We start from the raw sequence: 25,942 nt of genomic DNA, 5'->3' as shown, positions 1-25,942 counted from the left end.
AAAGGTACACAAAAGATACACAATGAACTAAAATGAACTTATATGAACATTATTCAACATCAATCTAAACCAACTCAAATGACGAAAGGAATGGATTAATAATGGAAAATCGTTATGCTGCACATCCCAATGAAGTGAAAACGTATGATACATCTCGCCTGCGTGAGGAATTTTTGATGGAGCAACTGTTTGCAACCGATGAATTGGTAACGGTGTATTCTCATGTGGATCGTTATATTGTGGGAACGGCTGTACCTGAGAGCAAGGACATTACCCTTGAAGTGAACCTGAAGGATATCGGAACGAACTTTTTCCTGGAGCGTCGTGAAATCGGTATCATTAATGTTGGTGGTCACGGAACAGTGACAGCGGACGGACAAGGTTATGAGATTGGAGCGAAGGAATGTCTCTACATCGGTAGAGGTGTGAAGGAAGTTGTGTTCACAAGCAGTGACAAGGCTCAACCTGCCCAATTCTATTTTGTATCCACACCGGCTCATCACACCTATCCAACAGTAAAAGCAACGCAAGAACAAGCTCAGCCGAATCATCTGGGCAGCATCGAAACTTCCAATGAGCGTACGATCTATCGATATATTCACCAAGGAGAAGGTGGAATCCAGAGCTGTCAGCTGGTGATGGGCATTACCGAACTCGACAAGGGTAACATGTGGAATACGATGCCTGCACATACCCATAACCGCCGTTCCGAAGTATACTTGTACTGGAATCTGCCTGAAGATGGCGTTGTGTTCCACATGATGGGCGAGCCGAACGAAACACGTCATCTGGTTGTACGTGATCGCCAGGCGATCATTTCCCCAAGCTGGTCCATTCACAGTGGTGTGGGTACAAGCAATTACACCTTCTGTTGGGCTATGGCTGGTGAGAACCAGACGTTCGAAGATATGGACGGCGTAGCGATGAAAGACCTGAAATAATAAATTACAGATGTCTGAGTTAAATTGACAGGGTAGACGCTAGAACACTCATTCTTTTGACTCAGGTAGTATAGGAAGTTGATTATGATGAACCCATTGAAAAGACATGAAAAAATTATGGAGGCTCTGCTGGAGCGCCAGGAAGTAACCGTAAGTGATCTGAGTGAACTGTTGCAGGTGACGGGGAAGACTGTGCGAGAGGATCTCGACAAGTTGGAGAGCATGGGACTACTCGTACGTGTCCATGGAGGGGCTATGCTGGCTCAGAATGACCAGTACGGCATCTTGAATAGCCGCGGAGTCACAGAGAAGCATCATCCGGAGAAGACGGAGATTGCTGAACGTGCCCTTGCTTACATTCGACCTGGAGATATCGTTGCCCTCGATGGTGGCAGCACCACGCTGGAGATGGCCAAACGTCTCGACAATCAGCCCATTACGGTTGTGACTAATGATTTGTTCATCATTGCGGAGCTAACCAAAAAGGAGCAGGTGCGACTGGTCGTGCCTGGCGGGGCTCGTGTACGGAATATGCTAGTGGGCGATGATACGGCTGCGTTTATATCCAGTCTAAACATTCACAAAGCCTTTATATCCACGACAGCCCTTCATCCGGAATTCGGGCTATCGATCTACACGGGAGATCTGGTTCCTTTGAAAAAAGCAATGATATCTGCCTCGCAGCAAGTATACGGCGTTGTGGATCATTATAAATTCGGACAATTTGCACTTCGGACTTTTGCCCAGTGTTCGGAACTGGACTACATTATCAGTGACAGTCGTCTGGATGAAGAGACGGCTGCATTATATGAGCAGAGCGGTGTCACAGTGGATTATCAAAGTTAACCATATTCACGTTTCATGGGATTAAAGAACGGTCAGATCTATTGTTTGCATATCAAACCATGCGGAGGAATCATTCATGAACCCATTTGATTTAAGCGGACAAGTTGCACTGGTGACAGGTACCTCGGGAGGACTTGGACAAGGGATGGCCATCGGCTTGGCAGAAGCAGGTGCTGATGTAGTGCTGGTCTCTTATTCCAAGCCTGCGGAAACGGCAAGTGCCATTGAAGCCCTCGGACGCAAAGCTTACGTGATTGAAGCGGATTTAAGTCGTGAAGATGAGTTGTCGGCTGTGTTCGAACAGGGGCTTGCGTTCCAAGGCAGAATTGACATTCTCGTCAACAATGCGGGAATCATTCGCCGCACACCTGCGGCTGATCATGCAGGGCAGGACTGGCATGATGTAATTGGTCTGAACCTGAACACTGTATTTTTCCTAAGCCAATTGGCTGGTAGACATATGATTGAACGCGGAAGCGGCAAAATCATTAATATTGCATCCATGTTGTCCTATCAAGGCGGAATCAATGTGCCGGGTTATACGGCCAGTAAACATGGTGTTGCCGGATTAACCAAAGCTCTCGCCAATGAGTGGGCAGGCAAAGGTATTCAGATTAACGGGATCGCACCTGGTTATATGGAAACCGATAATACAACCCAGATTCGTGCAGATGAGAATCGTTACCGGGATATTACAGCCCGTATTCCTGCTGGACGTTGGGGGACTCCTGAAGATCTGAAAGGGCCCGTTGTCTTCCTGGCATCTGCCGCTTCGGATTATCTGAATGGTCATGTGCTAAATGTCGATGGCGGCTGGATGGCACGTTAATCGCTTGATAATCGGATTAGCATAAGGAGGCAGTGAGATGAAACTTGGTATTCTGGCACATACATTTGGCAAACAGCCTACAGCACAGCTTGCGCAGACGATTGCGGATAATGGATTCAATTCCGTACAGCTGGCGCTTGCCAAAGCATTATCCGATGTGGACTCATCGAATGGCAAGCTGAGCCCCGGGCTGGCGAATGAGATTGGAGATCAATTTGCACAGCGCGGGGTGAAGATTGCGGTACTGGGCTGTTATATTAATCCGATTGACCCTGATCCGGTAACAAGGCGTGCGGACATTGATCGATTCAAGGAGCATCTGCGTTATGCCCGGGATTTTGGTTGCAGCATGGTGGCAACGGAGACCGGGGGCTTGGACACCTATCAGGGTACGCATCCGGATGGATATGAAGAGAAGGCATGGAGCGTGCTGAAAGAAACGGTTGAGGAACTGGCTGAGGAAGCAGAGAAGTGGGGCGTTCATGCGGCGATTGAGCCTGTATCCACCCATACCCTTCATACCCATGAACATATGACACGGTTGTTTGAAGAGATTCCTTCATCCAATCTGGGGATGCTATTTGACCCGTGTAATTTGATCAAACAGCCACATGCAGCAGATCAAGGAGCTTTCTTGCGCGAAGTGATGGAATCACTGTATCAGCGCATGATTGTGATCCATGCCAAGGATGTAGCCTTTGATGCACAGGGAGAGAAGTTCAATCCCGTACCTGGGGCAGGCATACTGGATTACCCGTTATTTTTTGAATTGCTGAAAACGTATAAGCCACATATCGATATTTCACTTGAAGGCGTAACTGCGGAGGAAGCTGTGCCTGCGGCCAAACATTTGCGTGAAGTATGGAGTGCAGTTCGGGTCTAACAAAAGCCTGGATGAGGTATTGCATACCGAAGCCAAAGTAGCTGAAAAACCTTTGCGAGGGCAAAGGTTTTTTTGGTAAAGAAATCGATAATTTACATATTGAATATTTCTTATCGGAAAAATCGGAAATAATTCTTTTCAAATGCGACATCTTGTGAGAGAATATGGAAAACATACGCCACCATGCCAAGACATCAGGGACTCAGAGAACGTATATACCAAGGGAGGATTCAGATTTATGTCAAACGAACGTGAGCTTTCATTTGAAACATTGGCAATTCATGCAGGCCAGGAGATTGATCCAACCACCAACGCACGAGCTGTGCCCTTGTATCAGACAACTTCTTATGGATTCAAGGACACCGAGCATGCCGCTAATTTGTTTGGTTTGAAAGAGTTTGGCAACATCTATACCCGTCTGATGAATCCAACAACCGACGTGTTTGAGCAACGGATTGCGGCGTTGGAAGGCGGAGCCGGGGCACTCGCTACAGCTTCCGGTCAGGCAGCTATTACGTTTTCACTTCTGAATATTGCCGGTGCAGGTGATGAGATCGTGTCTTCGGCGAGTTTGTATGGGGGTACGTACAATCTGTTCTCGACTACTTTGCCGAAATTGGGTCTGGACGTGAAATTCGTGGATTCCAGTGATCCTGAGAATTTCCGGGCAGCCATTACGGAGAAAACGAAAGCGTTATATGCCGAAACGATCGGTAATCCGAAGGGGAATGTACTGGATATTGAAGCGGTGGCAGCCATCGCCCATGAACATGGAATCCCTTTGATCGTGGATAATACGTTCCCGAGTCCGTACCTGCTTCGTCCGATTGAACATGGAGCAGATATTGTCGTTCACTCTGCGACGAAATTTATTGGCGGTCATGGTACATCCATTGGTGGCGTTATCGTGGATAGCGGAAAATTTGACTGGAAAGCGAGTGGCAAGTTCCCTGGATTGACGGAGCCGGATTCCAGTTATAACGGTGTGGTATATACGGAAGCGGTTGGACCGATTGCTTATATTATCAAAGCTCGGGTACAGCTATTGCGTGATCTGGGTGCAACAATTTCTCCATTCAACTCATGGTTGCTGCTGCAAGGACTGGAGACATTGCACTTACGTGTGGAACGTCATAGTAGCAACGCTCTGGCTGTTGCGGAATTCCTTGAGAAACATGAGGATGTGTCTTGGGTAAGTTATGCAGGTCTGCCGAGCCACGGTTCTTACGAGCTTGCACAGAAGTATCTGCCAAGAGGACAGGGCGCCATTCTGACCTTTGGAATCAAAGGTGGTGCGGACGCGGGTCGTAAATTGATTGAAAGTGTCAAACTGTTCTCTCACCTTGCAAACGTGGGTGACTCCAAGTCACTAATCATTCACCCGGCAAGTACAACTCACGCGCAGTTGACTGAAGATGAACAAACCGCCGCAGGGGTTAATCCGGAATTGATTCGTCTGTCTGTGGGTACGGAAAACATTCAAGACATTATTTATGATCTGGAGCAAGCGATCAAAGCAAGTCAGGGAGCAAGTGTAGGCGCGTAAATGGCATTGGGTGGATGTGCGAACAATTACTTAAGCGATATGCCATAAACAGGTCAAACGTATATTCATAGATGGTTAAAGCCGTTGTCCTCCGGGACAGCGGCTTTTTGTCTTTTTGAACAAGCATTTATGAGTAAGCATCGAAAAAAGCCCATTTACAAATGTGGATCACAGGCATATACTGGTTAAAAGTTGTATTGAGTAAACACAATTGCATAAGTGCAAAAATGATTATCATTCTCATTCGAGATTATTACAAAATCATTCTCAAAACCATGCTGCTGCGGGATTCCCGCAGCAGCATGTGTCATTTTTAGGGCATTAACAATGGCTCTCATTCTCAATACAACTTCATTTCTGGAAGCGGAACTGGAGCACATTCACTATCCGCAAACCTACCATTCGAAAGGAACGTGATTCATATGCAAGCGATACATCAACCACTACACAGACAGAAACAAGCAGAACAGCGCTCATCCCAAACACCAGACCCAAACCGGGGACGTAAGCCTGATTTTCGAGCCATGTTGCAGAATAAAGAGATGCAATCTGCATTGGGCAGCGGGTTATTGATGCTGATTGCCTGGGGAACTGCGCCGTATTTTGGGACCTTGTCCATCATGCTCTACATTGTGGCCTATGCCGTTGGTGGTTGGACCAAAGCGAAGGAGGGCATCGAGACACTGGTGAAGGACCGTGATCTGGATGTAAACCTGCTGATGATTGCCGCATCCCTCGGGGCAGCAGCCATTGGTTACTGGAATGAAGGCGCGATGCTGATCTTTATTTTTGCACTCAGTGGTGCATTGGAAAGTTACGCGACAGAGCGCAGTCATAAAGATATTTCATCTTTACTGGCGCTGAAGCCAGAGACTGCACTGCGTATTGAGGAAGGACAGATGAATCTCGTGGCTATTGATGATCTGCAGCCGGGTGATCTGCTGTTGGTCAAACCGGGAGAGCTGGTTCCTGCGGATGGTGTGGTGTACCGGGGGAGTTCTTTTATCAATCAGTCGTCCATCACTGGAGAATCCCTGCCTGTGGACAAAGTTGCGGGTGATGAAGTCTATGCAGGTACGGTAAACGGGGAGGGTGCCTTATACGTAGAGGTCACAAAATCAGCTGAAGGGTCACTCTTCGGCAAGATCATTAAAATGGTGGAGGAAGCGCAGGCGGAAGTGCCGGATTCTCAGCGTTTCATGGAGCGGTTTGAAGGGATTTACGCACGTATTGTTGTAGGGGTGACCTTACTTGTCATTGCAGGAACTCCGCTGCTGCTTGGCTGGACATGGAATGAGGCGTTTTACAAAGCGATGGTATTTCTGGTTGTGGCTTCGCCTTGTGCATTGGTGTCTTCCATCATGCCTGTTATGCTGTCCGCGATGTCCAGCAGCGCCCGCCGGGGCATTCTCTTCAAGGGGGGTGCCCATATGGAGAATATGGCTCGCACGCAGGTCGTGGCTTTTGACAAGACAGGTACATTGACCATGGGCACCCCGCAAGTGACCGATATTATTACGGCTGAAAATGTAGATCGCGCCCAGCTATTAGCTGCGGTAGCGGCTATTGAGAACCTCTCCATGCATCCTTTGGCTCGTGCCATCGTAGATCAGGCGAACAAGGAGAATATCAATCTTGAGGAAGCGGAGCATGTACAGGCACTAACAGGCTGGGGTATCGAAGGCACTGTGAACAATGTGGTCTGGAGCATTGGTAAAACAGATGTATTGGGAGAGATGCAGTCAGGGGAGATGAAGGGCAGCAACGTTGATCCAGATGAAAATGGTGCTAACCATGTGGAGGTATCTTCTGAGTGGCGCGATGTACGCTCCCGTCTTGAGGGGGAGGGAAAAACCGTCTCCGTTGTTATGGCTGATGGTGAATTAGTGGGTCTGATCGCCATGCGGGATACGGTACGGCCACAGGCGGCAGCTGCAGTGAAAAAGCTTGAAGCCATGGGTGTACAAGTTGCGATGTTAACAGGTGATCGGGCCAGAACAGCTTCTGTGATCGCGCGTGAAACAGGAGTAAGCATGTTCTATGCAGACTTGCTGCCTGAAGATAAAGTGAAGCAGGTACAGGCACTCCGCAAACAGTATGGTCCTGTGCTGATGGTAGGGGATGGTGTCAATGATGCACCAGCACTTGCAGCAGCTACTGTGGGTATGGGGATGGGATTGTCCGGCAGCGGGACTGCACTGGAGGTCGCTGATGCGGTACTCATGAACGATAACATTGAAGAGATCGCTTGGGTGATTGGGCAGGCTCGTCGAGCACAGCGTACGGTGAAGCAAAATATGTTTTTTGCCATCACCGTTATTCTGGCCTTAATTGCGGGTAACTTCCTCCAAGACGTCGCATTGCCTCTGGGTGTAATAGGTCATGAAGGCAGTACAATTCTGGTTATTCTAAATGGACTTAGGCTGCTACGGTAATCAGATTTGGAGAGGAAAATGGTTAGTTGGTTTTGCTGGTACTATGCGGCTCGTTGAACGGCTCACGTTTGAACCTTGGGTCAGCGGGTAATGATTCGAAGAGACGATTCGATAATAAGGGAGCTGTGAGATATGGGACGTTATGTACAAGTGGAACCGAATGTAAAAATATATGTTGAAGATATTGGTGAAGGAACCCCGGTTGTCTTTTTGCACGGCTGGCCTGTCAATTATAAAATGTTTGAATATCAGCTGAATGTTCTACCTAACCATGGCATTCGTGCCATTGCGATAGATTTTAGAGGATATGGCTTATCGGATAAGCCATCCACCGGATATGATTATGATCGCATGGCAGACGATGTTCGTGCCGTTATTGATGATCTGGAGTTGACAGACGCGGTACTCGCAGGGTTCTCCATGGGTGGAGCAATTGCAGTACATTACATGGCTCGCCATAAGGGACATGGTGTATCCAAGCTGGCCTTGTTATCTGCGGCAGCGCCTGTGTTCACACAGCGTGAAGGATATCCGTATGGATTGACCCCGGAGCAGCTGAACGAGCAGATTATTGAGCCGATCTTCGCAGATCGACCGAAGTTGCTGGAGACGTTTGGCGGCATGTTCTTCGCGAAGGAACACAGCAAGCCATTCATGGATTGGTTCCATGCACTGGGCATGGAGGCTTCATCCTATGGTACCATCCGCAGTGCAATTGCGTTGCGGGATGAGGACTTGCGTGATGAACTGAGTTCGATTCAGGTGCCGACAGCTATTTTGCACGGGAAAAAGGATGAGATCTGTCCGTTCGAATTCGCCGAACAGATGCACCAAGGCATCGCTTCATCTCAATTGATTGCTTTTGAAGAGAGTGGTCATGGCGCATTCTATGATGAATTGGAGAAATTCAATTCGGAACTGATCCGATTTATCAAATCCTGATCAGGTGGGGGCATAGTGCCTCATACAGGCACTCCCAGTAATTTCATGGAATCTTCATTTGTGGCTAAACAAAGAACCCGGTCGACAGTCTTGAACTGTTCGCTCGGGTTCTTTAGTCTTCAATTAAAACAGCTCGGTCAGACCAATCATCGTGATAAGTCCGAGTAAAAACGAGATGGTCGCCACACGTGCATTGCCGTCACCGTGACTCTCGGGAATGAGTTCCTTATAGACGATGAACATCATCGCACCGGCTGCAAAAGCCAGACCATAAGGGACAAGGCCAGCAACGAGACTGCTTAAGGTGTAACCAATCATAGCTGTAATAATCTCTACCGCTCCGGTCAGAGTGGCAATACCCAGCGCTTTGAAGCGGCCAATATTCTGGTTCACGAGAAAGAGGGCCACCAGGAATCCTTCCGGCGCATTCTGCAATCCGATGGAGAAGGCAATGAGATTGCCCAGGTTCTCATCCGAGCTTGCATAGCTGACTCCAACCGATAACCCTTCCGGCAGGTTATGCATGGTGATGGCTGCAATAATCATGAAGGCTTTGGCTTCAATTTTAAAAGGCATTTTCTCGGGATTCTCCAGATCGACGTGTGGGATCTTCATCTCCAGCACCAGTAGCACCAGGCTACCAAGCATAATACCAAATGCGAGTACAAAGAGGTTCGATTGGCCAAGCGCTTCGGGAATGAGATTATACACCGAGGCCGAGGTCATAATACCTGCAGCGTATGCCAGCAAGATATCACGCAGACGGTGCGATATTTTGCGCATAAATAGAATCGGTACGGCCCCTAGGCCGGTGGACATGGCTGATATAAAACTGCCAATGAGTGCATCGTTCATGCTTCCATTTTCCCTCCTGATGAAGACTTCTTCATAATCGCTGCCGAGCATTGACACCGTACATAAAAGAGATCATAATGAACAACAGATTAGAATGATTATAAATTAGAATTCCGTTTCTGCATAGGGCAATTGTCATTACACAGGCAGGTCTTGTGGACATGATGTAGGCTTTTCGTTCTAGTGTATGCAAAAGCATAAGCTTTTGATGCCGGAGGGCCCAACCTTTTTACAGAACCCGGGGGAGGAACTATACATGTATAAATCAATTATTATCGGAACAGGCCCTGCAGGGCTGACAGCAGCAATCTATCTGGCACGTGCCAACTTGAACCCACTCGTTATTGAAGGTCCACAACCTGGTGGTCAATTGACAACAACGACTGAAGTGGAGAACTTCCCAGGTTTCCCTGATGGTATTATGGGTCCTGAACTGATGGATAACATGCGTAAACAAGCAGAGCGCTTCGGTGCTGAATTCCGCACAGGCTGGGTGAACAACATCGACATGAGCGAGCGTCCATTCAAGATTCAAGTTGAAGGTATGGGTGAACTCGTATCCGAAACATTGATTCTATCTACAGGCGCATCTGCTAAATACCTGGGTATTCCTGGGGAAGAAACGAATGTGGGCCGCGGTGTCAGCACGTGTGCAACATGTGATGGATTCTTCTTCCGTAACAAAGAGATCATCGTTATCGGCGGTGGCGACTCTGCCCTTGAGGAAGCAAGCTTCCTGTCCCGTTTCGGTTCCAAAGTAACGCTGGTACACCGTCGTGAAGAACTGCGTGGCTCCAAAATCATGCAGGATCGTGCACGCAGCAACGAAAAAGTAGAGATGGCTTTGAACCGTACACCACTCGAAGTACTTGCTGGCGACAACGGCGTGACAGGTCTGAAAGTGTTGAACAACGAAACAGGTGAAGAAGAAGTGATTCCGGCGAGCGGCGTATTCGTAGCCATTGGTCACACACCAAACACTGGATTCCTCGGCGGACAGATCACTACAGACGAACACGGTTATATCCTGACTACACCGGGTACATCCGAGACAAACATCCCAGGCGTATTCGCATGTGGTGACGTTCAGGATACACGTTACAAACAAGCGATCACAGCTGCAGGTAGCGGATGTATGGCTGCGATGGACACAGAGAAATACATTGAAAGCCTGGAGCACAGCGCAGTTGTTCTGTAATAGAATGAGCTGATTTCAAACAAACTATAGATTAATATAAAACCATATGAGGTGAATTAAACATGGAAAACGTAATTGTATACACATCAACGAACTGCCCGAACTGCAAATCCGTAAAAAGTTTCCTGGCTGACAAAGGCATTGCTTACGAAGAGCGCAATATCGAAACTAGCGATGAGTTTGCACAACAAGTATGGGACATGGGTGTACGCGCCGTGCCTTTGACTGTTATTGGTGAACACCGCATTCTGGGTATGAACAAGACCCAATTCGCCAAAGCATTGGACGCTTAAATCAGGCTGATCATCTGGATCATCATGTGATGAAAGAAAGATTCGATTCATATGCAATTCCGGTTTTCGCGAGCCGTTAGGATATAGAAAGAACCGTACCCGATTGGGTACGGTTTTTTGTGCACTTACTCTGAATGAAACGAGCGGATATTTAACTGACCTCAAGCATTATTCGGAATTGTCCAATGTACAGAAGTGCGATATCCTTTTCTTATGTCACAGAGCACAATTGAGGTGAACAAGCAGCATGATTATAGATCAGCAGGAGCATTTTCGCTTCTGGGAACAGGCGAGTATACGAGATATCCATGTTGAAAGAGTTACCCTTGCAAAGGGGGAAAGAACATTATTCACAGTGCAATCCAGCAGTTTTTTCTGTATGAAGAGAGGGAACGTGCTGGTACTGCTCAATCAGAATACCTATTCCATCAATCCTTTTGAGATTATTCACGCACCTCCCAAAAGTCTGTTTGAAGTTAACGCAGGTTCAGACGGAGCAGAGTATATATTGATTTTGTATAAAGCAGAACGGGGACCATCGTATGGCGATGAGCCGATGTTTTTAGACGAACGCGGATATCCAACTCACGTTACATACCGGGTGACACTAACGCAGCCAATGATGTTATATGAAATTGCAGATCGTATGTTAGAGGCCCAGCAGCATGAGCTACCTTCGGTTCCACTGCAACTCAAAGCATCGTTCTATCAATGGGTTTATCACCTGGTAGAGCAGTACTATCTACAGCCTCTGCTTGTAAAAGTAACCAGCCCCGTCGATTTGGTCATACAGACTCTGGAGTACCTGTTGCAGAACTATGCAAAACCGCATACGTTGGACTCTTTGGCGGCAACAATGGGGCGGAGTCCGGGCCATCTCTCGAATTGTTTCAAACAAGTACTTAATCGTGGACCGATTGACTGTCTAATCCGTTTGCGTATGCAAAAAGCGTGCAAGCTATTGGCCGAAACAAAGCTTCCCTTACGAATGATTGCGTCGGCAATTGGGTATCAGGATGCGTACTATTTCAGCAACGCTTTCAAAAAGTACATGGGAATTTCACCGCAGAAGTATCGTAAGCAATGCGTAGAGGAAGATGTTACATCCTCAGCAGGAAGAAATTATATTGTTGGCTCTCCAGCCCCATGTTATATTCCTTCATATGATAATGATAATTATTATCAATATTTAGATGGAGGGTCTGATGAAATGGTGAGAAATATAAAGAGAGTCCCAATGGCTTTACTGATGGCTTTTGGGTTGCTGTTAAGTGCATGTAGTGGCGGTTCTTCAGGGAATACAGGGGCTGCAACAGGAGATGGAAGTACAGCTCAATCGAAAGCACCAGCTTCCCAAGTAAACAGTTCAAGCGAAACTAATACAAATGAAAATGTCCAAGCGACAACACGTATAGTGAACACATCCATGGGTGAGGTCGAAGTGCCAGCTAATCCGCAGCGTGTCGTAACGGATTTCTTTTTGGGTCATATTCTGGCCTTGAATGTAAAACCCGTAGGAAGTAACGGCGTATTCATGCAAAACCCTTATCTGGAGGGCAAGGTTTCCGGTATCGAGGATATTTCGGACAATCTTGAAGCAATAACTGGACTGAACCCTGACCTAATCGTTACAGGCAATGCCAAAAGTTACGATGCTTATTCCAAAATCGCCCCAACCGTCTTTCTGGACAACTCGGCCCCCGTTCGTGATCAGGTTAAAGAGCTTGGCGTTATATTGGGGAAAGAGGCTGAAGCATCGGCATGGCTTACCGATTTTGAACAAAAGGTGACTTCGGCCAAGGAGAGTTTAAGCAGTATAATCAAAGAGGGAGAAACCGTTACTGTGTTTGACGGAGGCTTGAGCAAAGACATCACGCTTTATGGTAATGCGCATACAGGCAGAACGATCCATGGTGAATTGGACTTGCCTATGAACGAGAACGTGATACGCAGCATTGATCCAAAAGTGGGCTGGGCTACGATCTCTAATGAACTCGCCGGATCATATGCTGGTGATTACATATTTATGGCCGTGAATGCCAAAGCGGAATCGTTTGACTATGCGAGTGATCCGGTGTGGGGAACGTTAGACGCAGTCAAAAACAATGAGTTATACGAAATTGATGGCTATAAATTTTACTTTTCCGATCCGATTTCCGTCATGGGTCAGATTCAGGATATTGTCGACATGATGGATGAACGGGCTCTGGAGAAATCTAAAAAGTAGTGATCTAACACAGGTAACGTGAAAAATCCCCTTACCGTTGTAATGTGGAGCACATGGTAACATGAACTCCAGCAATTACTGCGAAAGGGGATTTTGCATTTAATTAAACTATATGATCTAGAAAAAAATACTCATGAAAGTCTGAAATACAACATACACCAGCAATCCTGACAGCATGTACATGAAACCAGCCTTCTTTTTGCTCTGAAACAATCGGAGTATGCCAAGGCTGAACAGGGGCGCAAGCACAATCAGGAACAGGAGTACGGTGACAAACATTTGCGCCGAGATATCTGAAGTATCCACGTAGGTCACGCTTTTTTTCACTCCGTTTCATTATCGGAATTAACACAGCTACATTCACATAGCCATGACAAAAATCACATAACCCCATTATACATCTGGATTTCTTTAACAAAAAGGGAGGAAATGGGGCGAAATGATGTCAATTTTCATCTGTTATTAGACGGAAACCCTTATTCTTCCTAGAAACTGGGAAATTGCAGAGTAAGCGGCACCAACACGGGTGGAACGGCTGCCCAGAGCTGCCCACTCAATCTGCAAACTGCGGCGGTGATAGGGTAATGTTCGTTCCTCGACAACCTGTTTTAACGCCGTTTCAATCCAGGGACCTGCTTCAGATAAAGGGCCACCAATGATAATGCGTTCCGGGTTGAAACTGTTCACGATGTTGGTGATGCCAATCCCCAGTTTGCGCCCAATCGTGTCGTATAATGCTTGAACAGCTTCGTCGCCTTGCTCCGCATAATGAATAAGCTCTCGTGTGGTATGAGCAGGTAATTTTAGCTGATGATCCGGATGCTCGTAGGCTTTTTCCGATGCATATAACTCCCAGCATCCACGGTTACCGCAGGAGCAGGGCAGACCTTCCGCTTCAATGGACATATGGCCGGTTTCCCCAGCATAGCCCCACGCTCCTTTGTATAATTCACCATCCACCATGATGCCTGAACCAATTCCCATGCCTGCACTGATATAGATCATATGACGAACACCGATGCCTGCTCCAAAATTCAACTCTCCATGGGCGCCAGCATTGGCTTCATTATCGATGGTTACAGGTAGTTCAAATTTTTCTTCAAGCATGGAGCGCAGAGCTACCTTTTCCCACCCCAGGTTGGGTGCAAACAGGACCGTTCCTGCCTCATCAACCATACCGGGCACACCGATGCCAATACCAATGACACCATGAGGGGAAGGAGGAGCTGCTTCAATAAGTTGCTGTGCCGCCAATTTCAATTGCTCCAGTACAGAGGACACATCATGATGTTCCAACACAATGGCATACTCTGTAATGACGTGACCTTCCAGATCCGTAAGCACACCCTTTAAGTGGGTCACACTAAGTTCTAATCCAACAGCATATCCGGATGTCCCTCGAAACAGTAACATGAGTGGTTTGCGTCCACCACTGGATTCTCCAGGGCCAATCTCCTCCAAGAGTTCATCGTTAATCAGATCGGCTACAAGATTGGAAACCGTTGCTTTGTTAAGTCCTGTTAGTTCAGACACGCGCGCGCGTGAAAGAGGGGCATGACGCCGGATCGTATCCAGCACGATCGACTTATTTATTTTTTTGACCAGCATCTGGTCTCCGGTAATTTTCATATGGTTAAGGCACTCCTATTCTTCTGATAAAAGGGTTCTGACCCACATCCGAAACAAGTTATTCGACTATTATAGCGTAAACAAACAGGCAAAAAACATTTTTATTTTTACTTTGTTTAACCAATAGACAAAGTATTATCGATGTGATAGGATAACGGTGTAAACGATTTCTTTAAAACTATTGAGGAGGCATTTTACACATGGCCTATTTTGAATCCGTTAATAAAATTACATTCGAAGGTAAAGATTCCAAGAATCCATTTGCTTTTAAACATTATAATCCGGAAGAAGTGGTAGCCGGCAAATCGATGGAAGAACATTTCCGTTTCGGTATGGCTTACTGGCATACATTAACTGCAGGCGGCAGTGACCCGTTTGGTGCGGAGACAGCTGTTCGTTCATGGGATAAATATTCAGGTCTGGACCTCGCGAAAGTTCGCGTGGAAGCGGCATTTGAATTTTTGGAAAAAATGAATCTTCCATATTTCTGTTTCCACGATGTGGACATCGCACCAGAAGGCAACAACCTGCGTGAATTCTACAGCAACATCGATACCATCGTTGGTCTGATTGAAGACCACATGAAATCCAGCGGCAAAAAACTGCTCTGGAACACAGCAAACATGTTCTCGAACCCACGCTTCATGTTCGGTGCAGCTTCCACTTGTAACGCAGACGTGTACGCTCACGCTGCAGCACAAATCAAGAAAGGTCTGGAAGTCGGTAAACGTCTGGGCGCTGAAAACTATGTATTCTGGGGCGGTCGTGAAGGTTACGACACATTGTTGAACACAGACATGCAACTGGAGCAAGACAACATTGCTCGCATGTTCCATATGGCTGTAGACTACGCGAAGGAAATTGGTTTTGATGCACAATTCCTGATCGAGCCTAAACCAAAAGAGCCAACGAAACACCAATATGATTATGATGCAGCAACTTCCATTGCTTTCTTGCAAAAATACGGTTTGGACAAACACTTCAAACTCAACCTGGAAGCGAACCATGCTACATTGGCTGGTCATACATTTGATCACGAAATCCGCGTTGCTCGTACAAACGGCATGCTCGGTTCCCTCGATGCGAACCAAGGTGATATGCTGATCGGTTGGGATACGGATGAGTTCCCGGTTGATATGTACGATGCTACATTGACGATGTATGAAGTATTGAAAAACGGCGGTATCGGCCGTGGTGGTGTGAACTTTGACGCGAAAGTACGTCGTGGATCCTTCGAAGCAGACGATCTGTTCCTGGCACACATCGCAGGTATGGATACGTATGCGAAAGGTTTGAAAGTAGCAGCGAAGTTGATTGAAGATCGCGTATTCGATGACTTCATCGAAAAACGTTACAGCAGCTTCAGCGAAGGTATTGGCGCAGATGTAGTTGCAGGTAAAGCAACACTGGCATCCCTTGCTGAGTACGCGTTGAACAACGAAAACCCACGCAAAAACCAATCCGGACGTCAGGAATTGCTGAGAGCACAACTCAACCAGTACATCCTGGCTGACTAATAGCGGATTAGGCAGGGTTGGTGCACGCCGACCACTGATGGTTACTCATATGTGGTTAGTGATTAGTAACCATACCTGCCTTGCACAAGCTTGTACCACGGAACGCCTGAACAAGCATGACATTCGGACCGTCCCCGACTTTCCCTTGGGAAGACGGGGACGGTTTTTTAATACCTGAGCCAATCATGCACAAGTGACCTACATGCGTATCAAAGTTTTATTTATATATCAATGACGGATAGACGTCGTTGGCACGATTTTTCGCTACAGAAACGAGTACGATTTACTCGTTTCATATCCATGTGTGTCCGGATCATGCATGCAAAACGGAGTGAGCAGAAAGGACCCGAGGAAGCGGAGCGTACGCATTTATCCCCGGATTTCTCCCTTTTCAAAGGGATTAAAGGAAATCTGGGGGTAACGGCGATCCGAGGGTTTTCTGATCACGGAGTGACTTTCATGCGAACTTGGATCTTTCGTGGATATAACCTGTGATAAACGAGAGGAGTTAACCTATGAGTTACGTAATTGGCGTCGATCTAGGAACCAGTGCAGTCAAAACCGTACTGGTCAATCGTGAAGGAAAAGTGGCATTTGAAGCATCCGAGGCATACCCGTTGTACCAGCCCAAGGCTGGATACAGCGAACAAAATCCAGAAGATTGGGTAGAGCAGACGATTGTCTCCCTGCGCAAATTGCTGGAAGTGTCTGGCGTGCAGCCTTCGGAAATCGAAGGGTTGAGCTTCTCCGGCCAGATGCACGGACTGGTCTTGGTGGATGCCGAAGGTAAACCGCTGCGGAATGCAATCCTGTGGAACGATACACGCACAACGGCTCAGTGCCGTCGCATTGAAAAAGTGCTGGATGGCAAGCTGTTAAGCATTGCGCGGAACCGTGCCCTGGAAGGCTTTACTTTACCTAAAATTCTATGGGTTCAGGAGAACGAGCCTGAATTGTTACAGCAAGCATCGTTGTTCCTGTTGCCAAAAGACTATGTACGTTATCGCCTGACAGGGGATTACGCCATGGATTATTCCGATGCAGCGGGTACCTTGCTGCTGGACGTTGCAGGCAAGCAGTGGAGCAATGAGATTGCAGAAGCATTCGAACTGCCAATCTCCCTGTGTCCACGTCTCGTGGAATCGTTTGAGGAAGTCGGCACATTGTTGCCTGAGATTGCCGATCAAACGGGTCTGGCGGCTGCGACGAAAGTATATGCAGGCGGTGCGGACAATGCGTGTGGTGCGATTGGCGCAGGCATTCTGAGTGAAGGACAAACGATGTGCAGCATCGGCACGTCCGGGGTTGTGCTTTCCTACGAAGAGCGTAAAGATCTCGATTTCGAAGGAAAAGTTCACTTTTTTAACCACGGAGAGAAAGATGCCTTCTATATTATGGGGGTAACGCTTGCCGCAGGATACAGCCTGTCCTGGTTCAAGGATACATTTGCAGCGGACAAATCATTTGATGTGCTCTTACAGGGCATTGATCAGGTGCCGGCGGGCAGCAATGGATTGTTGTTCACACCTTATATCGTTGGGGAGCGTACACCTCACCCGGATGCGAATATTCGGGGTAGCTTCATCGGTATGGATGCGGGGCACAAGCTGGAGCACTTCGGACGCGCGGTGATGGAGGGCATTACCTTCTCGCTGCGGGAGTCGATTGATATTCTGCGCGGTGCAGGTAAAACCGTGAATGAAGTCATCTCCATTGGTGGCGGTGCCAAAAATGAAGCATGGTTGCAAATGCAGGCGGATGTCTTTAATGCCACGATTGTGAAGCTGGAGAGCGAACAGGGTCCTGCGATGGGTGCAGCGATGCTCGCCGCTTATGGCTGTGGCTGGTTCCCGTCCTTGCAGGAATGTGCAACGGCGTTTATTCGTCCAGCGAAATCCTATGAGCCGAACCCGGAAACGGTTGCGGTGTATGATGGCCTGTTCGCACTCTACCAGGAAGTCTACGGACAGACACGTAGTCTGAATGATCGTCTGGCTGCGTACCGTTAATTCATTTATTTCACTACATTAATCTTGTTAGTACATTAAAGCATCCGCGCAGGCGGGTGCTTTTTTTGTCGTTCATCCGGATTAATCTCATGAAAGGTTTTCTTGGCCTGCATATCCGCATTCTAGCTCTGCATAGATTGGAAATAGAGGGTTGTGATTTGTCCAGGCATCGATGTTCGATGATTTTAATAGGTAGAAGCTTGAGCATGGGGGTGAAGCTTTGGATGAACAAAAGGAGCATGGAAGACCACATATCACCTTGTCGATGATCGTTCGTAATGAGGAGAATCGATATCTCAGGCAGGCTTTGGAGACACACCGTCCCTGGATTGATCGTGCGGTAATCATTGATGACGGAAGCACAGACGGAACGGTCGCGCTGTGCCGGGAACTTCTGGACGGTATTCCACTCATATTAGTGGAGAATTCTGCTTCACGTTTTGCAGATGAGGTAAGTCTGAGAAAACAACAATGGGAAGAGACAGTGGCGACTGAACCGGAATGGATTTTAAATCTGGATGCAGATGAGATTCTGACCCGTGACTTTGGGGCCGTGCGCGATCTGTTGCTCAGTGGACATGAAGATGCAATCTATTTCAGATTGTTTGATATGTGGAGTGAGACGCATTACCGGGAAGATGAGTTCTGGCAGGCGCACGCCTATTATCGGCCATTTTTAATTCGGTATCACCCGGGTATGAGCTATGAATGGAAAGAAACCCCCCAGCATTGTGGTCGTTTTCCGATAACGATCCAGCATTGGTCCTATGGATGTCATGCTCCCCGGGTGAAGCACTATGGTTGGGCGCGGGAAGAAGACCGTATCCGCAAATATGATCGCTATCAAGCACTGGACCCTGAAGCAAGATACGGTTGGAAGGAACAGTATGAATCGATATTGGATCAAGCGCCACGACTGTTGTTATGGTCTGAATCTGGAGAGGGGGAGTGAAGGAGTTGAAGAAAGATCAGGTACGCAAATCGCAAGAAGAATCCACACCTCCAATAGAGCCGTATTCCCAAGAAAAAGAGAATCAGAAAGAGAAGCAGATTGAGAAAACAAAAGAGAACCAGCATGTGAGCCAGAATGAAAATCGACCGTCCAGACGCTCTGCTAAATCGCAGGAAACCCTTCAATCGGAAAAGCTTTCTGAGTCTGGCCAGGAAAGAATCCTCATCGCCAGCCCTGTTCGTCAGACTGCTGCAGTGCTCCGTGAATTTCTGGATTCTCTGCATGCATTGGAACGAACAACGGTGAAGACGGACTATCTGTTTGTAGACGATAACGAGGAAGAAGCCGCATCGAATATATTGCGTGAATTTGTGCTTCAGCATGAAGGGACGGTTATGCATACAGATGAACTTGATGGTGACAGTCCTCACAACAAAGGGGTATACAACAAGGATGAGGGAGGCCACTATTGGCAGGATGAGCAGATTTGGCGCGTAGCCGGTTTGAAAAATCATATTCTGCAATATGCACGTGATAACCACTACGATGCAGTTTTCCTGATTGATTCTGACTTGGTGCTGCATCCGCGGACGCTGGAGCAACTCGTATCGAGCGGCAAAGACATTGTATCCAATATTTTTTGGACACGATGGCAGCCGGGGGCAAGGGAGATGCCGCAGGTATGGCTGCAGGATGAGTATGCTTTGTATCGACGCGGCGGCAAATCATCAGCCGGGAACGAGGCGGAAGACGAGGGGGCGCAAACGACTGCTTTTCTGAATCAGCTACGTGTCCCGGGTTGTTATGAAGTTGGAGGGCTGGGGGCATGTACGCTCATTCGCAAAAATGTTCTGGCAGCAGGAGTTTCCTATGACCAGATTCCCAATGTATCCTTCTGGGGCGAAGATCGTCATTTCTGCATCCGTGCTCAGGCACTGGGTTTTCGTTTGTTCGTGGATACACATCTTCCGGCCTATCACATCTATCGTCTGTCTGAGCTGCAGGGGGTATCTGCCTTTAACCGTAGGGCCAGACGAGGCGAAGAGACGATCAGTATTACGCTGTGTATGATTGTGAAAAATGAAGAGGCTTCCCTCGCCAGATGTCTGGACTCGGTCAATGGCATTGCCGATGAAATCGTAATCGTCGATACCGGTTCAACGGATCGTACCCGTCAGATCGCTTCCAGATATACGGATCGTATCGTTGATTTTGAATGGGTGGACGACTTTGCAGCAGCACGCAATTTTGCCTTCGATCAGGCAAAGAGTGAATATATTCTATGGCTGGATGCCGACGATGTGTTTGAAGCAGAAGATCGCGCCAAGCTAATTGCTTTGAAGCGTTCGCTGGACCCGGCTGTTGACAGTGTCACGATGGATTACAATCTGTCATTCACAGCAGATGGCAAGGTCGCCTACAGCCTGCGCCGGAATCGTCTGGTGCGTAGGGATCGGCAATTTCGCTGGATTGGCGCAGTGCATGAATATCTGGCTGTAGCGGGCAATCTGCTGCATAGTGATGTGGCGGTTACCCACAAGAAAGATAAAGAGTATACCGATCGTAATCTGCGGATCTATCGCAAAAGGGAACAGGCCGGAGAGGACTTCCCACCACGTGACTTGTACTATTTCGGCAATGAATTGAAGGACCATGGACAGCATGAGGATGCAGTGAAATACTATGAGAAGTTTCTGGATACTGGACTCGGTTGGGTAGAAGATCAGATCGCTGCTTGCCAGAAAATTGCGGATTGTGAAGCCGCACGTGAACGTCCGGAACAGGAAGTAACGGCGTTGTTCCGATCGTTTGCCTATGATTTGCCAAGAGCCGAGATCTGCTGTCGATTGGGTGGTTATTTTGCCGACCGTGAAGATTATCGCAAGGCCCTGTTCTGGTACGAACAGGCGACTCGGGCTGTACGTCCGGATGATCCTATGGTAGTGCTGAATGAAGCAGCTTGGACCTGGATGCCGCATCTTCAACTATGTGTATGTTATGACCGGATGGGTAACCGTGCCAAGGCCCGGGAACATAATGATATCGCACTCGCCTATCATCCAACGCATCCAAGTATGTTATATAACGATCGTTACTTTAAAGATTTGGAGAAGGATAACGTATTGGAAAATGCCTAGCATTTTCGATTAAAATGGATGCCTCTTTCGTGGAATTCAGTGGGTGAATCAGCCCATGTTCCATGAAGAGGTTTTTTTACGTTGTTATAAAAGAACATCATAGAGTTGGTGACAGACGTATTCACTTCGGAAATGGATTAATGTATTTCATCCAGGGGAGGATATGCTTTACAATAATAGTAACGGAAAAGCGGTGAACATGATTGCCTGTCTTCGGCTACCGAATTGATGAAGCAAGGGGAACTGGATATGAATCTGACGGAAGTACTATTGGAATCGAGGCTAGTCGCGATTGTACGGGGCATTAGCCGTGAAGCGGCGGTAACAGCTGGACAAGGTATGACGAGTGGTGGCATCCGACTTATGGAGGTCACACTGAACACGCCGGGAGCACATGATATTATTGCAGACTGGCGTGAGCGGCATGAAGGGAAGGCTTATGTTGGAGCGGGTACGGTACTGAATGTGCAGATGGCCAAGGAAGCGGTTGCTGCAGGTGCACAATTTCTGGTGTCCCCCAATGTCGATCTGTCTGTAATTGAATATGCTGTAGAACATGGTGTCGAGATCTGGCCTGGAGCCATGACTCCCACGGAGATTGTCGCTGCACATGAAGCGGGAGCACGAGTTGTGAAGTTATTTCCGATGGCAAGTCTGGGCATTCCGTATCTGCGGGAGATCAAAGCCCCACTGAATCATATTCCACTGCTGGCAACAGGCGGCGCAACTCTGGAGAACATTGCTGACTATTACGCAGCAGGCGCTGCTGCAGTGGGTCTGGGAAGTGCACTTTTGCCACGAGAAGCTCTGGCCGCAGGAGATCATGAGCAGATTGCAGCTTGCGCGCAGAAATTTGTGGAAGCAGCGAAGGTGTAGGCACAGCGACGGACGAGAAGTACGGAGATTTGGGTATATATATGAAGGTATCTTTTAGAACAATTTTAGATCAATCGTTATCATAAAAACCGATGTCGTTTAACGTGCCGTTCATTCTATTGTCTTATGATGGATGTATGACAGAATTCGGAGAGGAGAGATGCCCTGTGAAAGCTAAAACAATGATTGGCGGCATGCTGGCCGTTGCCGCAGTAACGGCAGGTGGATTATGGAAGGCGGCGGTGAAGAGCCAGACACCCAAGAAGATTCCAATCACACTGACGCCTCCGATGCCATTTGAGGATGTGACTTTCGACAGTGGAGGAGGCCGTGTACATGGCTGGTTCATTCCGGCCAGAGCTGACATTCCGAAGCCATGGCCGCTCGTTATTATTGCACATGGCTGGGGCTCCAATCGCTCCCGTGTTCTTCGTTACGCGCGTCCGATCTGGGAAGCAGGATACGCCCTGTTTATGTATGATGTTCGCAGTCATGGGGCCAGTGATCCGGTTCGTGCTGCATCAGCCTACCTGTTCCGGGATGATCTGCTCGCGGCATTGCAGTATACGACTGCACGACCAGAGATTGATGCGGATGCCATCGGTGTGCTTGGACATTCTTTGGGTGGACTGGGTACGATTCTTGCAGTGACGGAGGGAATCCCTGTATCAGCAGTGATTACGGACTCGATGCCATCACAATTTGAAGTAATCGTCAGTTCGGAGCTGAGACGCCGGCGTCTGCCCTTGTTTCCACTGGCCCAGTTAATTCCGAGAATCTGGTTCTGGCGATTGGGTGAATCTCTGAAATCCTATCGTCAGCGTGATCCGGTAATGATGCTGAATGAACGGCGCAGGGGGATGCAACTGCCGATGCTTATGGTACACTCCAAGGGAGATAATTTCATTCCCCCGAGTGAGCTTGAATATTTTATGTCCAAAGCCGATCCGCCTGTGGAACATCTATGGGTCAACAGCGGAGGACACAGTTGTTCCGAGGAAGATCCCGCCTTCTGGAACACCGTTATCCCATTTTTGAAAACCCATGTCCAAGGTCGGACGAAGTCGAACGATTCGTCTATAGCGAGCAGTTGACAGGGGAGAATCAGCCTACATAAGAGTGCAGGCTAACAGAGAAAACGCCAACGTGGTTGGCGTTTTTTTTGCTGTTATGAGCAATATGCAGAAATTCACATTTGTAAAATTGCTCCGAAAATGACCATTAAAAAGGAAGCTTATGGTATCATAGAATAGACTGGCAATATTCATGCGAGGTTATTTGCTATGCTTCTTTGTATGAAATTGAAGGGAGAGGTCCAGATTTGAGTTTGAATTTGAAGTTTAATGTACGTTTCAAAATGTTCGCAACCAAAGCAACAACCGCAGCGATGGCAACACTGCTGCTTGCTTCGCAAACACCAGGTTTTGCAGGCAGTGCATCAGCCGCGAGAGCTGAACAGGTGACCGAAGCGACAACGGGGGAGAATGAACAACTAGACGCAACGAGCAATGACGTGCCTGAGGGAGCGAAAATCTCATCCAGGCAAGCCAGTGAAAATATACTGAAATTATTTCCATTGTTAAAGAAAGCAAAGATCTCATCTGCCCGATTCGATGCACCTAATTCTTATCCACCGCCAGACTACAAGGCATGGGAGATCGGGTTCCAGATCACACAAGGCAATCATACGTCAGGATTCAATGCAACTGTACATGCAGGCACAGGGGAAGTGTTGAGTGTACATTTGCCGTCGGATGTCATGGATAAGCATATCTCGGAATCGGATGTGAAGCTAACCAAGGCTGAAGCCGAAGAGAAGGCCGTGGCACTGTTGTACCAAGCGATTCCAGTTCTGAAGGACACGGAGTATGCTCCGCTTGGAGATCTGTATTCTTCCATTGAACAACAGTCATTGTTTGGCAGAACAGAGTATCGATATGCTTACCAGTTAAAACATGACGGATTGTTATCTGACGCAGAGACGGTCTACATAAATGTGGATGAAAGTGGTTTGGTGACAGGTTACTCACGAGGTACTACCTCAGCTAAGTATCCTTCATCGAAACCGGCAGCTTCAGAAGAGAAAGCCAGACAGCAGTTTGAAGAACAGTTCGATGTGGAGCTGGCTTATATCTCCAAAGATCGTTTGTCCTCCAAGCAGGGTCAGCAGTATTACCTTGGCTACACACCGAAGAGTATCAGTATCGTTCCGATTGAGGCCAATACGTTGGAACGGATTAATACTTTAACAGGTAAAGCTGTGGATAAAGATTATGTACAGCAGGATACGAAGTTGCAAGGTGATGTGACTCCTTTTGTGCCCGCCAATGGTACGAGGTTAAATGTACAGCAGGCTGCCAATCGGGTGGCAACGAACTTTGATATACCGAAGGGTTACAAGCTGGAGCACAGCCAGTTAAGCAAGGGATTGTATGCAAGTCCGAACAATCAGGTATGGAGTCTGAGCTGGAGCGATCGAAGTGCCAATATGTCCTATATGTTCATGCGGGATATCTCAGCACAGGTAGATGCAGTTACAGGACAGATCTACAGCTATACAATGATGCAACGAATGGGACCGGAGATGGAGCAGGAGAAGCCAACTGAAGAGAAGGCAGCGAAATTGGTAACCCGGAAACAGGCTGAGAAACTGGCGATGAACACTGTCATTGCGTTAGTTCCAGATGCAACGGAGCAGTTCCGGCTGGCTAACGTTATTGAGATAGACGATGCACGCACCTTTATGTTCCAACGGTATCTGAACGGCATCCCGGTCAAGGATGATACGGCACAAGTACAGGTGTTGAACAACGGGGCAGTTAATGAATTCTATACGCGTATTGCCGCAACGCCTGAACAACTGCCAGTAGAGAAAGAACCAGCCATCAGTTACGAAGAGGCAAAGGCAATCTATCTGGAAGAGTTCAAGCTGGTTCTGGCATATTCTCGTTACGGTGGATGGGGTACGAGCAGCGGTGAAGTCATCCCGGTGGGAGTTAACTTGGCTTATATGCCTACACGAGATGATAATTCGATCTACGGCACCTATGAAGTGCTGGATGCTAATACGGGAGAATGGACGTTGTTATACGGAGATGCAAGCTCTGCAACCAAGGCTGATCCTACGGATATTTCTGGGCATGTGGCTGAAGCAGCTCTGCGGAATATGACACAGCATGGCGTATTGCTTGCGGATGAGCAGGGACGTGTATTCCCGGATCGTGTGATCACCCGAGGTGACTGGTTTAACTATCTGGCAAGAGCGATTAACCCGAATATGGATCTCTACTATAGTGGGGACGGAGATGACAAGCTGTATGCCGACGTTACACCTGACAGCCCGTATTATAAGGCAGTTCGGGCATTAATCGATCAGCGCTGGCTTGCCGGAGCAGACCCTGAACAGAATCTAAATCCGCAAGAAGAGATGACACGTGAAGAATTGGCAGTGCTGCTTGTACGTATTTTACGCTATGAGAAGCTGGCCGGATTCTATACGCTGCCATCGGATCTTCCCAACATTGCGGATGCCAGTGCCATTACGAGCAAGGGGGCGGTTTCCCTGAGTTTGAAGTTGGGCTTGCTTCCTTCGATTGAAGGACGATTCATGCCTGCACGCAAAGTGACAGTAGCTGAAGCGTCACAGGTATTGGAACGGCTTGCCAAGCTTCAAGGCAAGACAGATACGTTTATGAGTGGTAATCGTCTGTATTAGACGAGGAATGACGCATATCATGCCCGTGTGAATCATAGGATGAAGATAACGGGTAAACGAGATTCATTGAACTGAAGATCAGAGGGACCTTCCATTGAAGGTCTCTTTTGA

The 25,942-nt window shown here is 47.8% G+C and carries 20 protein-coding genes; 17 read left to right on the top strand and 3 right to left on the bottom strand.

Going from position 1 to position 25,942, the window contains the following annotated elements:
• Positions 1-101: 101 nt before the first annotated feature.
• The 7 genes from kduI to NYE45_RS25480 all read left to right on the top strand — a co-directional run bounded on the left by kduI (position 102) and on the right by NYE45_RS25480 (position 8,422).
• A complete protein-coding gene (gene kduI, locus NYE45_RS25510; protein WP_036606918.1) occupies positions 102-941 on the top strand; it encodes a 5-dehydro-4-deoxy-D-glucuronate isomerase in 840 nt (279 codons plus the stop codon).
• Positions 942-1,028: 87 nt separating this feature from the next.
• Positions 1,029-1,787 (top strand): DeoR/GlpR family DNA-binding transcription regulator, encoded by a 759-nt coding sequence (locus NYE45_RS25505; protein ID WP_169481506.1) that lies wholly within the window; start codon positions 1,029-1,031, stop codon positions 1,785-1,787.
• A 76-nt stretch (positions 1,788-1,863) separates the two neighbouring features.
• Entirely contained in the window at positions 1,864-2,616 is a 753-nt protein-coding gene (kduD, locus tag NYE45_RS25500; protein WP_340014488.1) for a 2-dehydro-3-deoxy-D-gluconate 5-dehydrogenase KduD, read from the top strand.
• Between the two features lie 37 nt (positions 2,617-2,653).
• Positions 2,654-3,499, top strand: coding sequence for a sugar phosphate isomerase/epimerase (locus NYE45_RS25495; protein WP_340014487.1), 846 nt, complete (start codon positions 2,654-2,656; stop codon positions 3,497-3,499).
• 238 nt (positions 3,500-3,737) lie between these two features.
• Positions 3,738-5,045, top strand: coding sequence for a homocysteine synthase (locus tag NYE45_RS25490; protein WP_036606925.1), 1,308 nt, complete (start codon positions 3,738-3,740; stop codon positions 5,043-5,045).
• Positions 5,046-5,467: 422 nt separating this feature from the next.
• The gene (locus NYE45_RS25485) at positions 5,468-7,480 is read left to right on the top strand and encodes a heavy metal translocating P-type ATPase (RefSeq protein ID WP_340014486.1); all 2,013 of its coding nucleotides are present in this window, start codon (positions 5,468-5,470) and stop codon (positions 7,478-7,480) included.
• A gap of 132 nt (positions 7,481-7,612) precedes the next feature.
• Positions 7,613-8,422 (top strand): alpha/beta hydrolase, encoded by an 810-nt coding sequence (locus NYE45_RS25480; RefSeq protein WP_340014485.1) that lies wholly within the window; start codon positions 7,613-7,615, stop codon positions 8,420-8,422.
• 123 nt (positions 8,423-8,545) lie between these two features.
• Here the strand turns inward: NYE45_RS25480 and NYE45_RS25475 are convergent, their stop codons facing one another.
• Entirely contained in the window at positions 8,546-9,277 is a 732-nt protein-coding gene (locus NYE45_RS25475) for a ZIP family metal transporter (protein WP_017692233.1), read from the bottom strand.
• A gap of 256 nt (positions 9,278-9,533) precedes the next feature.
• Here NYE45_RS25475 and trxB point away from each other — a divergent pair, with 256 nt between their 5' ends.
• The 3 genes from trxB (at position 9,534) to NYE45_RS25460 (ending at position 12,995) form a co-directional block, all read left to right on the top strand.
• Positions 9,534-10,475, top strand: a complete 942-nt coding sequence (gene trxB / locus NYE45_RS25470; RefSeq protein ID WP_036668032.1) for a thioredoxin-disulfide reductase — start codon at positions 9,534-9,536, stop codon at positions 10,473-10,475.
• Positions 10,476-10,537: 62 nt separating this feature from the next.
• Entirely contained in the window at positions 10,538-10,768 is a 231-nt protein-coding gene (locus NYE45_RS25465) for a glutaredoxin family protein (RefSeq protein ID WP_056693307.1), read from the top strand.
• A 247-nt stretch (positions 10,769-11,015) separates the two neighbouring features.
• Positions 11,016-12,995 (top strand): AraC family transcriptional regulator, encoded by a 1,980-nt coding sequence (locus tag NYE45_RS25460; protein ID WP_340014484.1) that lies wholly within the window; start codon positions 11,016-11,018, stop codon positions 12,993-12,995.
• A 117-nt stretch (positions 12,996-13,112) separates the two neighbouring features.
• On the opposite strand, the gene NYE45_RS25455 is transcribed toward NYE45_RS25460, so the two are convergent.
• Entirely contained in the window at positions 13,113-13,310 is a 198-nt protein-coding gene (locus tag NYE45_RS25455; RefSeq protein WP_017692236.1) for a hypothetical protein, read from the bottom strand.
• 147 nt (positions 13,311-13,457) lie between these two features.
• Positions 13,458-14,624, bottom strand: coding sequence for an ROK family transcriptional regulator (locus NYE45_RS25450; protein ID WP_340014483.1), 1,167 nt, complete (start codon positions 14,622-14,624; stop codon positions 13,458-13,460).
• Positions 14,625-14,824: 200 nt separating this feature from the next.
• Here NYE45_RS25450 and xylA point away from each other — a divergent pair, with 200 nt between their 5' ends.
• From xylA to NYE45_RS25415, 7 genes are all read left to right on the top strand, one after another.
• Positions 14,825-16,141, top strand: a complete 1,317-nt coding sequence (gene xylA, locus NYE45_RS25445; protein ID WP_062836441.1) for a xylose isomerase — start codon at positions 14,825-14,827, stop codon at positions 16,139-16,141.
• 515 nt (positions 16,142-16,656) lie between these two features.
• Positions 16,657-18,150 (top strand): xylulokinase, encoded by a 1,494-nt coding sequence (gene xylB, locus NYE45_RS25440; protein ID WP_340014482.1) that lies wholly within the window; start codon positions 16,657-16,659, stop codon positions 18,148-18,150.
• Between the two features lie 220 nt (positions 18,151-18,370).
• A complete protein-coding gene (locus NYE45_RS25435; RefSeq protein WP_340014481.1) occupies positions 18,371-19,102 on the top strand; it encodes a glycosyltransferase family 2 protein in 732 nt (243 codons plus the stop codon).
• A complete protein-coding gene (locus tag NYE45_RS25430; RefSeq protein WP_340014480.1) occupies positions 19,099-21,240 on the top strand; it encodes a glycosyltransferase in 2,142 nt (713 codons plus the stop codon). The genes NYE45_RS25435 and NYE45_RS25430 overlap by 4 nt, the downstream gene beginning before the upstream one ends.
• A 249-nt stretch (positions 21,241-21,489) precedes the next feature.
• Positions 21,490-22,116, top strand: coding sequence for a bifunctional 4-hydroxy-2-oxoglutarate aldolase/2-dehydro-3-deoxy-phosphogluconate aldolase (locus NYE45_RS25425; RefSeq protein WP_340014479.1), 627 nt, complete (start codon positions 21,490-21,492; stop codon positions 22,114-22,116).
• Between the two features lie 167 nt (positions 22,117-22,283).
• Positions 22,284-23,210 carry an alpha/beta fold hydrolase gene (locus tag NYE45_RS25420; RefSeq protein WP_340014478.1) on the top strand — a complete coding sequence of 309 codons (927 nt, stop codon included), beginning with the start codon at positions 22,284-22,286 and terminating at the stop codon, positions 23,208-23,210.
• 227 nt (positions 23,211-23,437) lie between these two features.
• The gene (locus NYE45_RS25415) at positions 23,438-25,831 is read left to right on the top strand and encodes a YcdB/YcdC domain-containing protein (protein ID WP_340014477.1); all 2,394 of its coding nucleotides are present in this window, start codon (positions 23,438-23,440) and stop codon (positions 25,829-25,831) included.
• Positions 25,832-25,942 lie beyond the last annotated feature (111 nt).

This window comes from Paenibacillus sp. FSL K6-1318 (genome assembly GCF_037976905.1).
Taxonomy (GTDB): domain Bacteria; phylum Bacillota; class Bacilli; order Paenibacillales; family Paenibacillaceae; genus Paenibacillus; species Paenibacillus amylolyticus_A.
The sequence above is the reverse complement of the archived record's forward strand: the minus strand, read 5'-3'. Positions and strand labels throughout refer to the sequence as shown.

Bases quoted from the DNA above. Each gene is read 5' to 3' on its own strand.
- xylB (WP_340014482.1), top strand. From the start codon at position 16,657: ATGAGTTACGTAATTGGCGTCGATCTAGGAACCAGTGCAGTCAAAACC.
- NYE45_RS25425 (WP_340014479.1), top strand. From the start codon at position 21,490: ATGAATCTGACGGAAGTACTATTGGAATCGAGGCTAGTCGCGATTGTA.
- NYE45_RS25460 (WP_340014484.1), top strand. From the start codon at position 11,016: ATGATTATAGATCAGCAGGAGCATTTTCGCTTCTGGGAACAGGCGAGT.
- NYE45_RS25490 (WP_036606925.1), top strand. From the start codon at position 3,738: ATGTCAAACGAACGTGAGCTTTCATTTGAAACATTGGCAATTCATGCA.
- kduD (WP_340014488.1), top strand. From the start codon at position 1,864: ATGAACCCATTTGATTTAAGCGGACAAGTTGCACTGGTGACAGGTACC.
- NYE45_RS25475 (WP_017692233.1), bottom strand. From the start codon at position 9,277: ATGAACGATGCACTCATTGGCAGTTTTATATCAGCCATGTCCACCGGC.
- kduI (WP_036606918.1), top strand. From the start codon at position 102: ATGGAAAATCGTTATGCTGCACATCCCAATGAAGTGAAAACGTATGAT.
- NYE45_RS25450 (WP_340014483.1), bottom strand. From the start codon at position 14,624: ATGAAAATTACCGGAGACCAGATGCTGGTCAAAAAAATAAATAAGTCG.
- NYE45_RS25505 (WP_169481506.1), top strand. From the start codon at position 1,029: ATGAACCCATTGAAAAGACATGAAAAAATTATGGAGGCTCTGCTGGAG.
- NYE45_RS25495 (WP_340014487.1), top strand. From the start codon at position 2,654: ATGAAACTTGGTATTCTGGCACATACATTTGGCAAACAGCCTACAGCA.
- NYE45_RS25485 (WP_340014486.1), top strand. From the start codon at position 5,468: ATGCAAGCGATACATCAACCACTACACAGACAGAAACAAGCAGAACAG.
- NYE45_RS25480 (WP_340014485.1), top strand. From the start codon at position 7,613: ATGGGACGTTATGTACAAGTGGAACCGAATGTAAAAATATATGTTGAA.
- trxB (WP_036668032.1), top strand. From the start codon at position 9,534: ATGTATAAATCAATTATTATCGGAACAGGCCCTGCAGGGCTGACAGCA.
- xylA (WP_062836441.1), top strand. From the start codon at position 14,825: ATGGCCTATTTTGAATCCGTTAATAAAATTACATTCGAAGGTAAAGAT.
- NYE45_RS25465 (WP_056693307.1), top strand. From the start codon at position 10,538: ATGGAAAACGTAATTGTATACACATCAACGAACTGCCCGAACTGCAAA.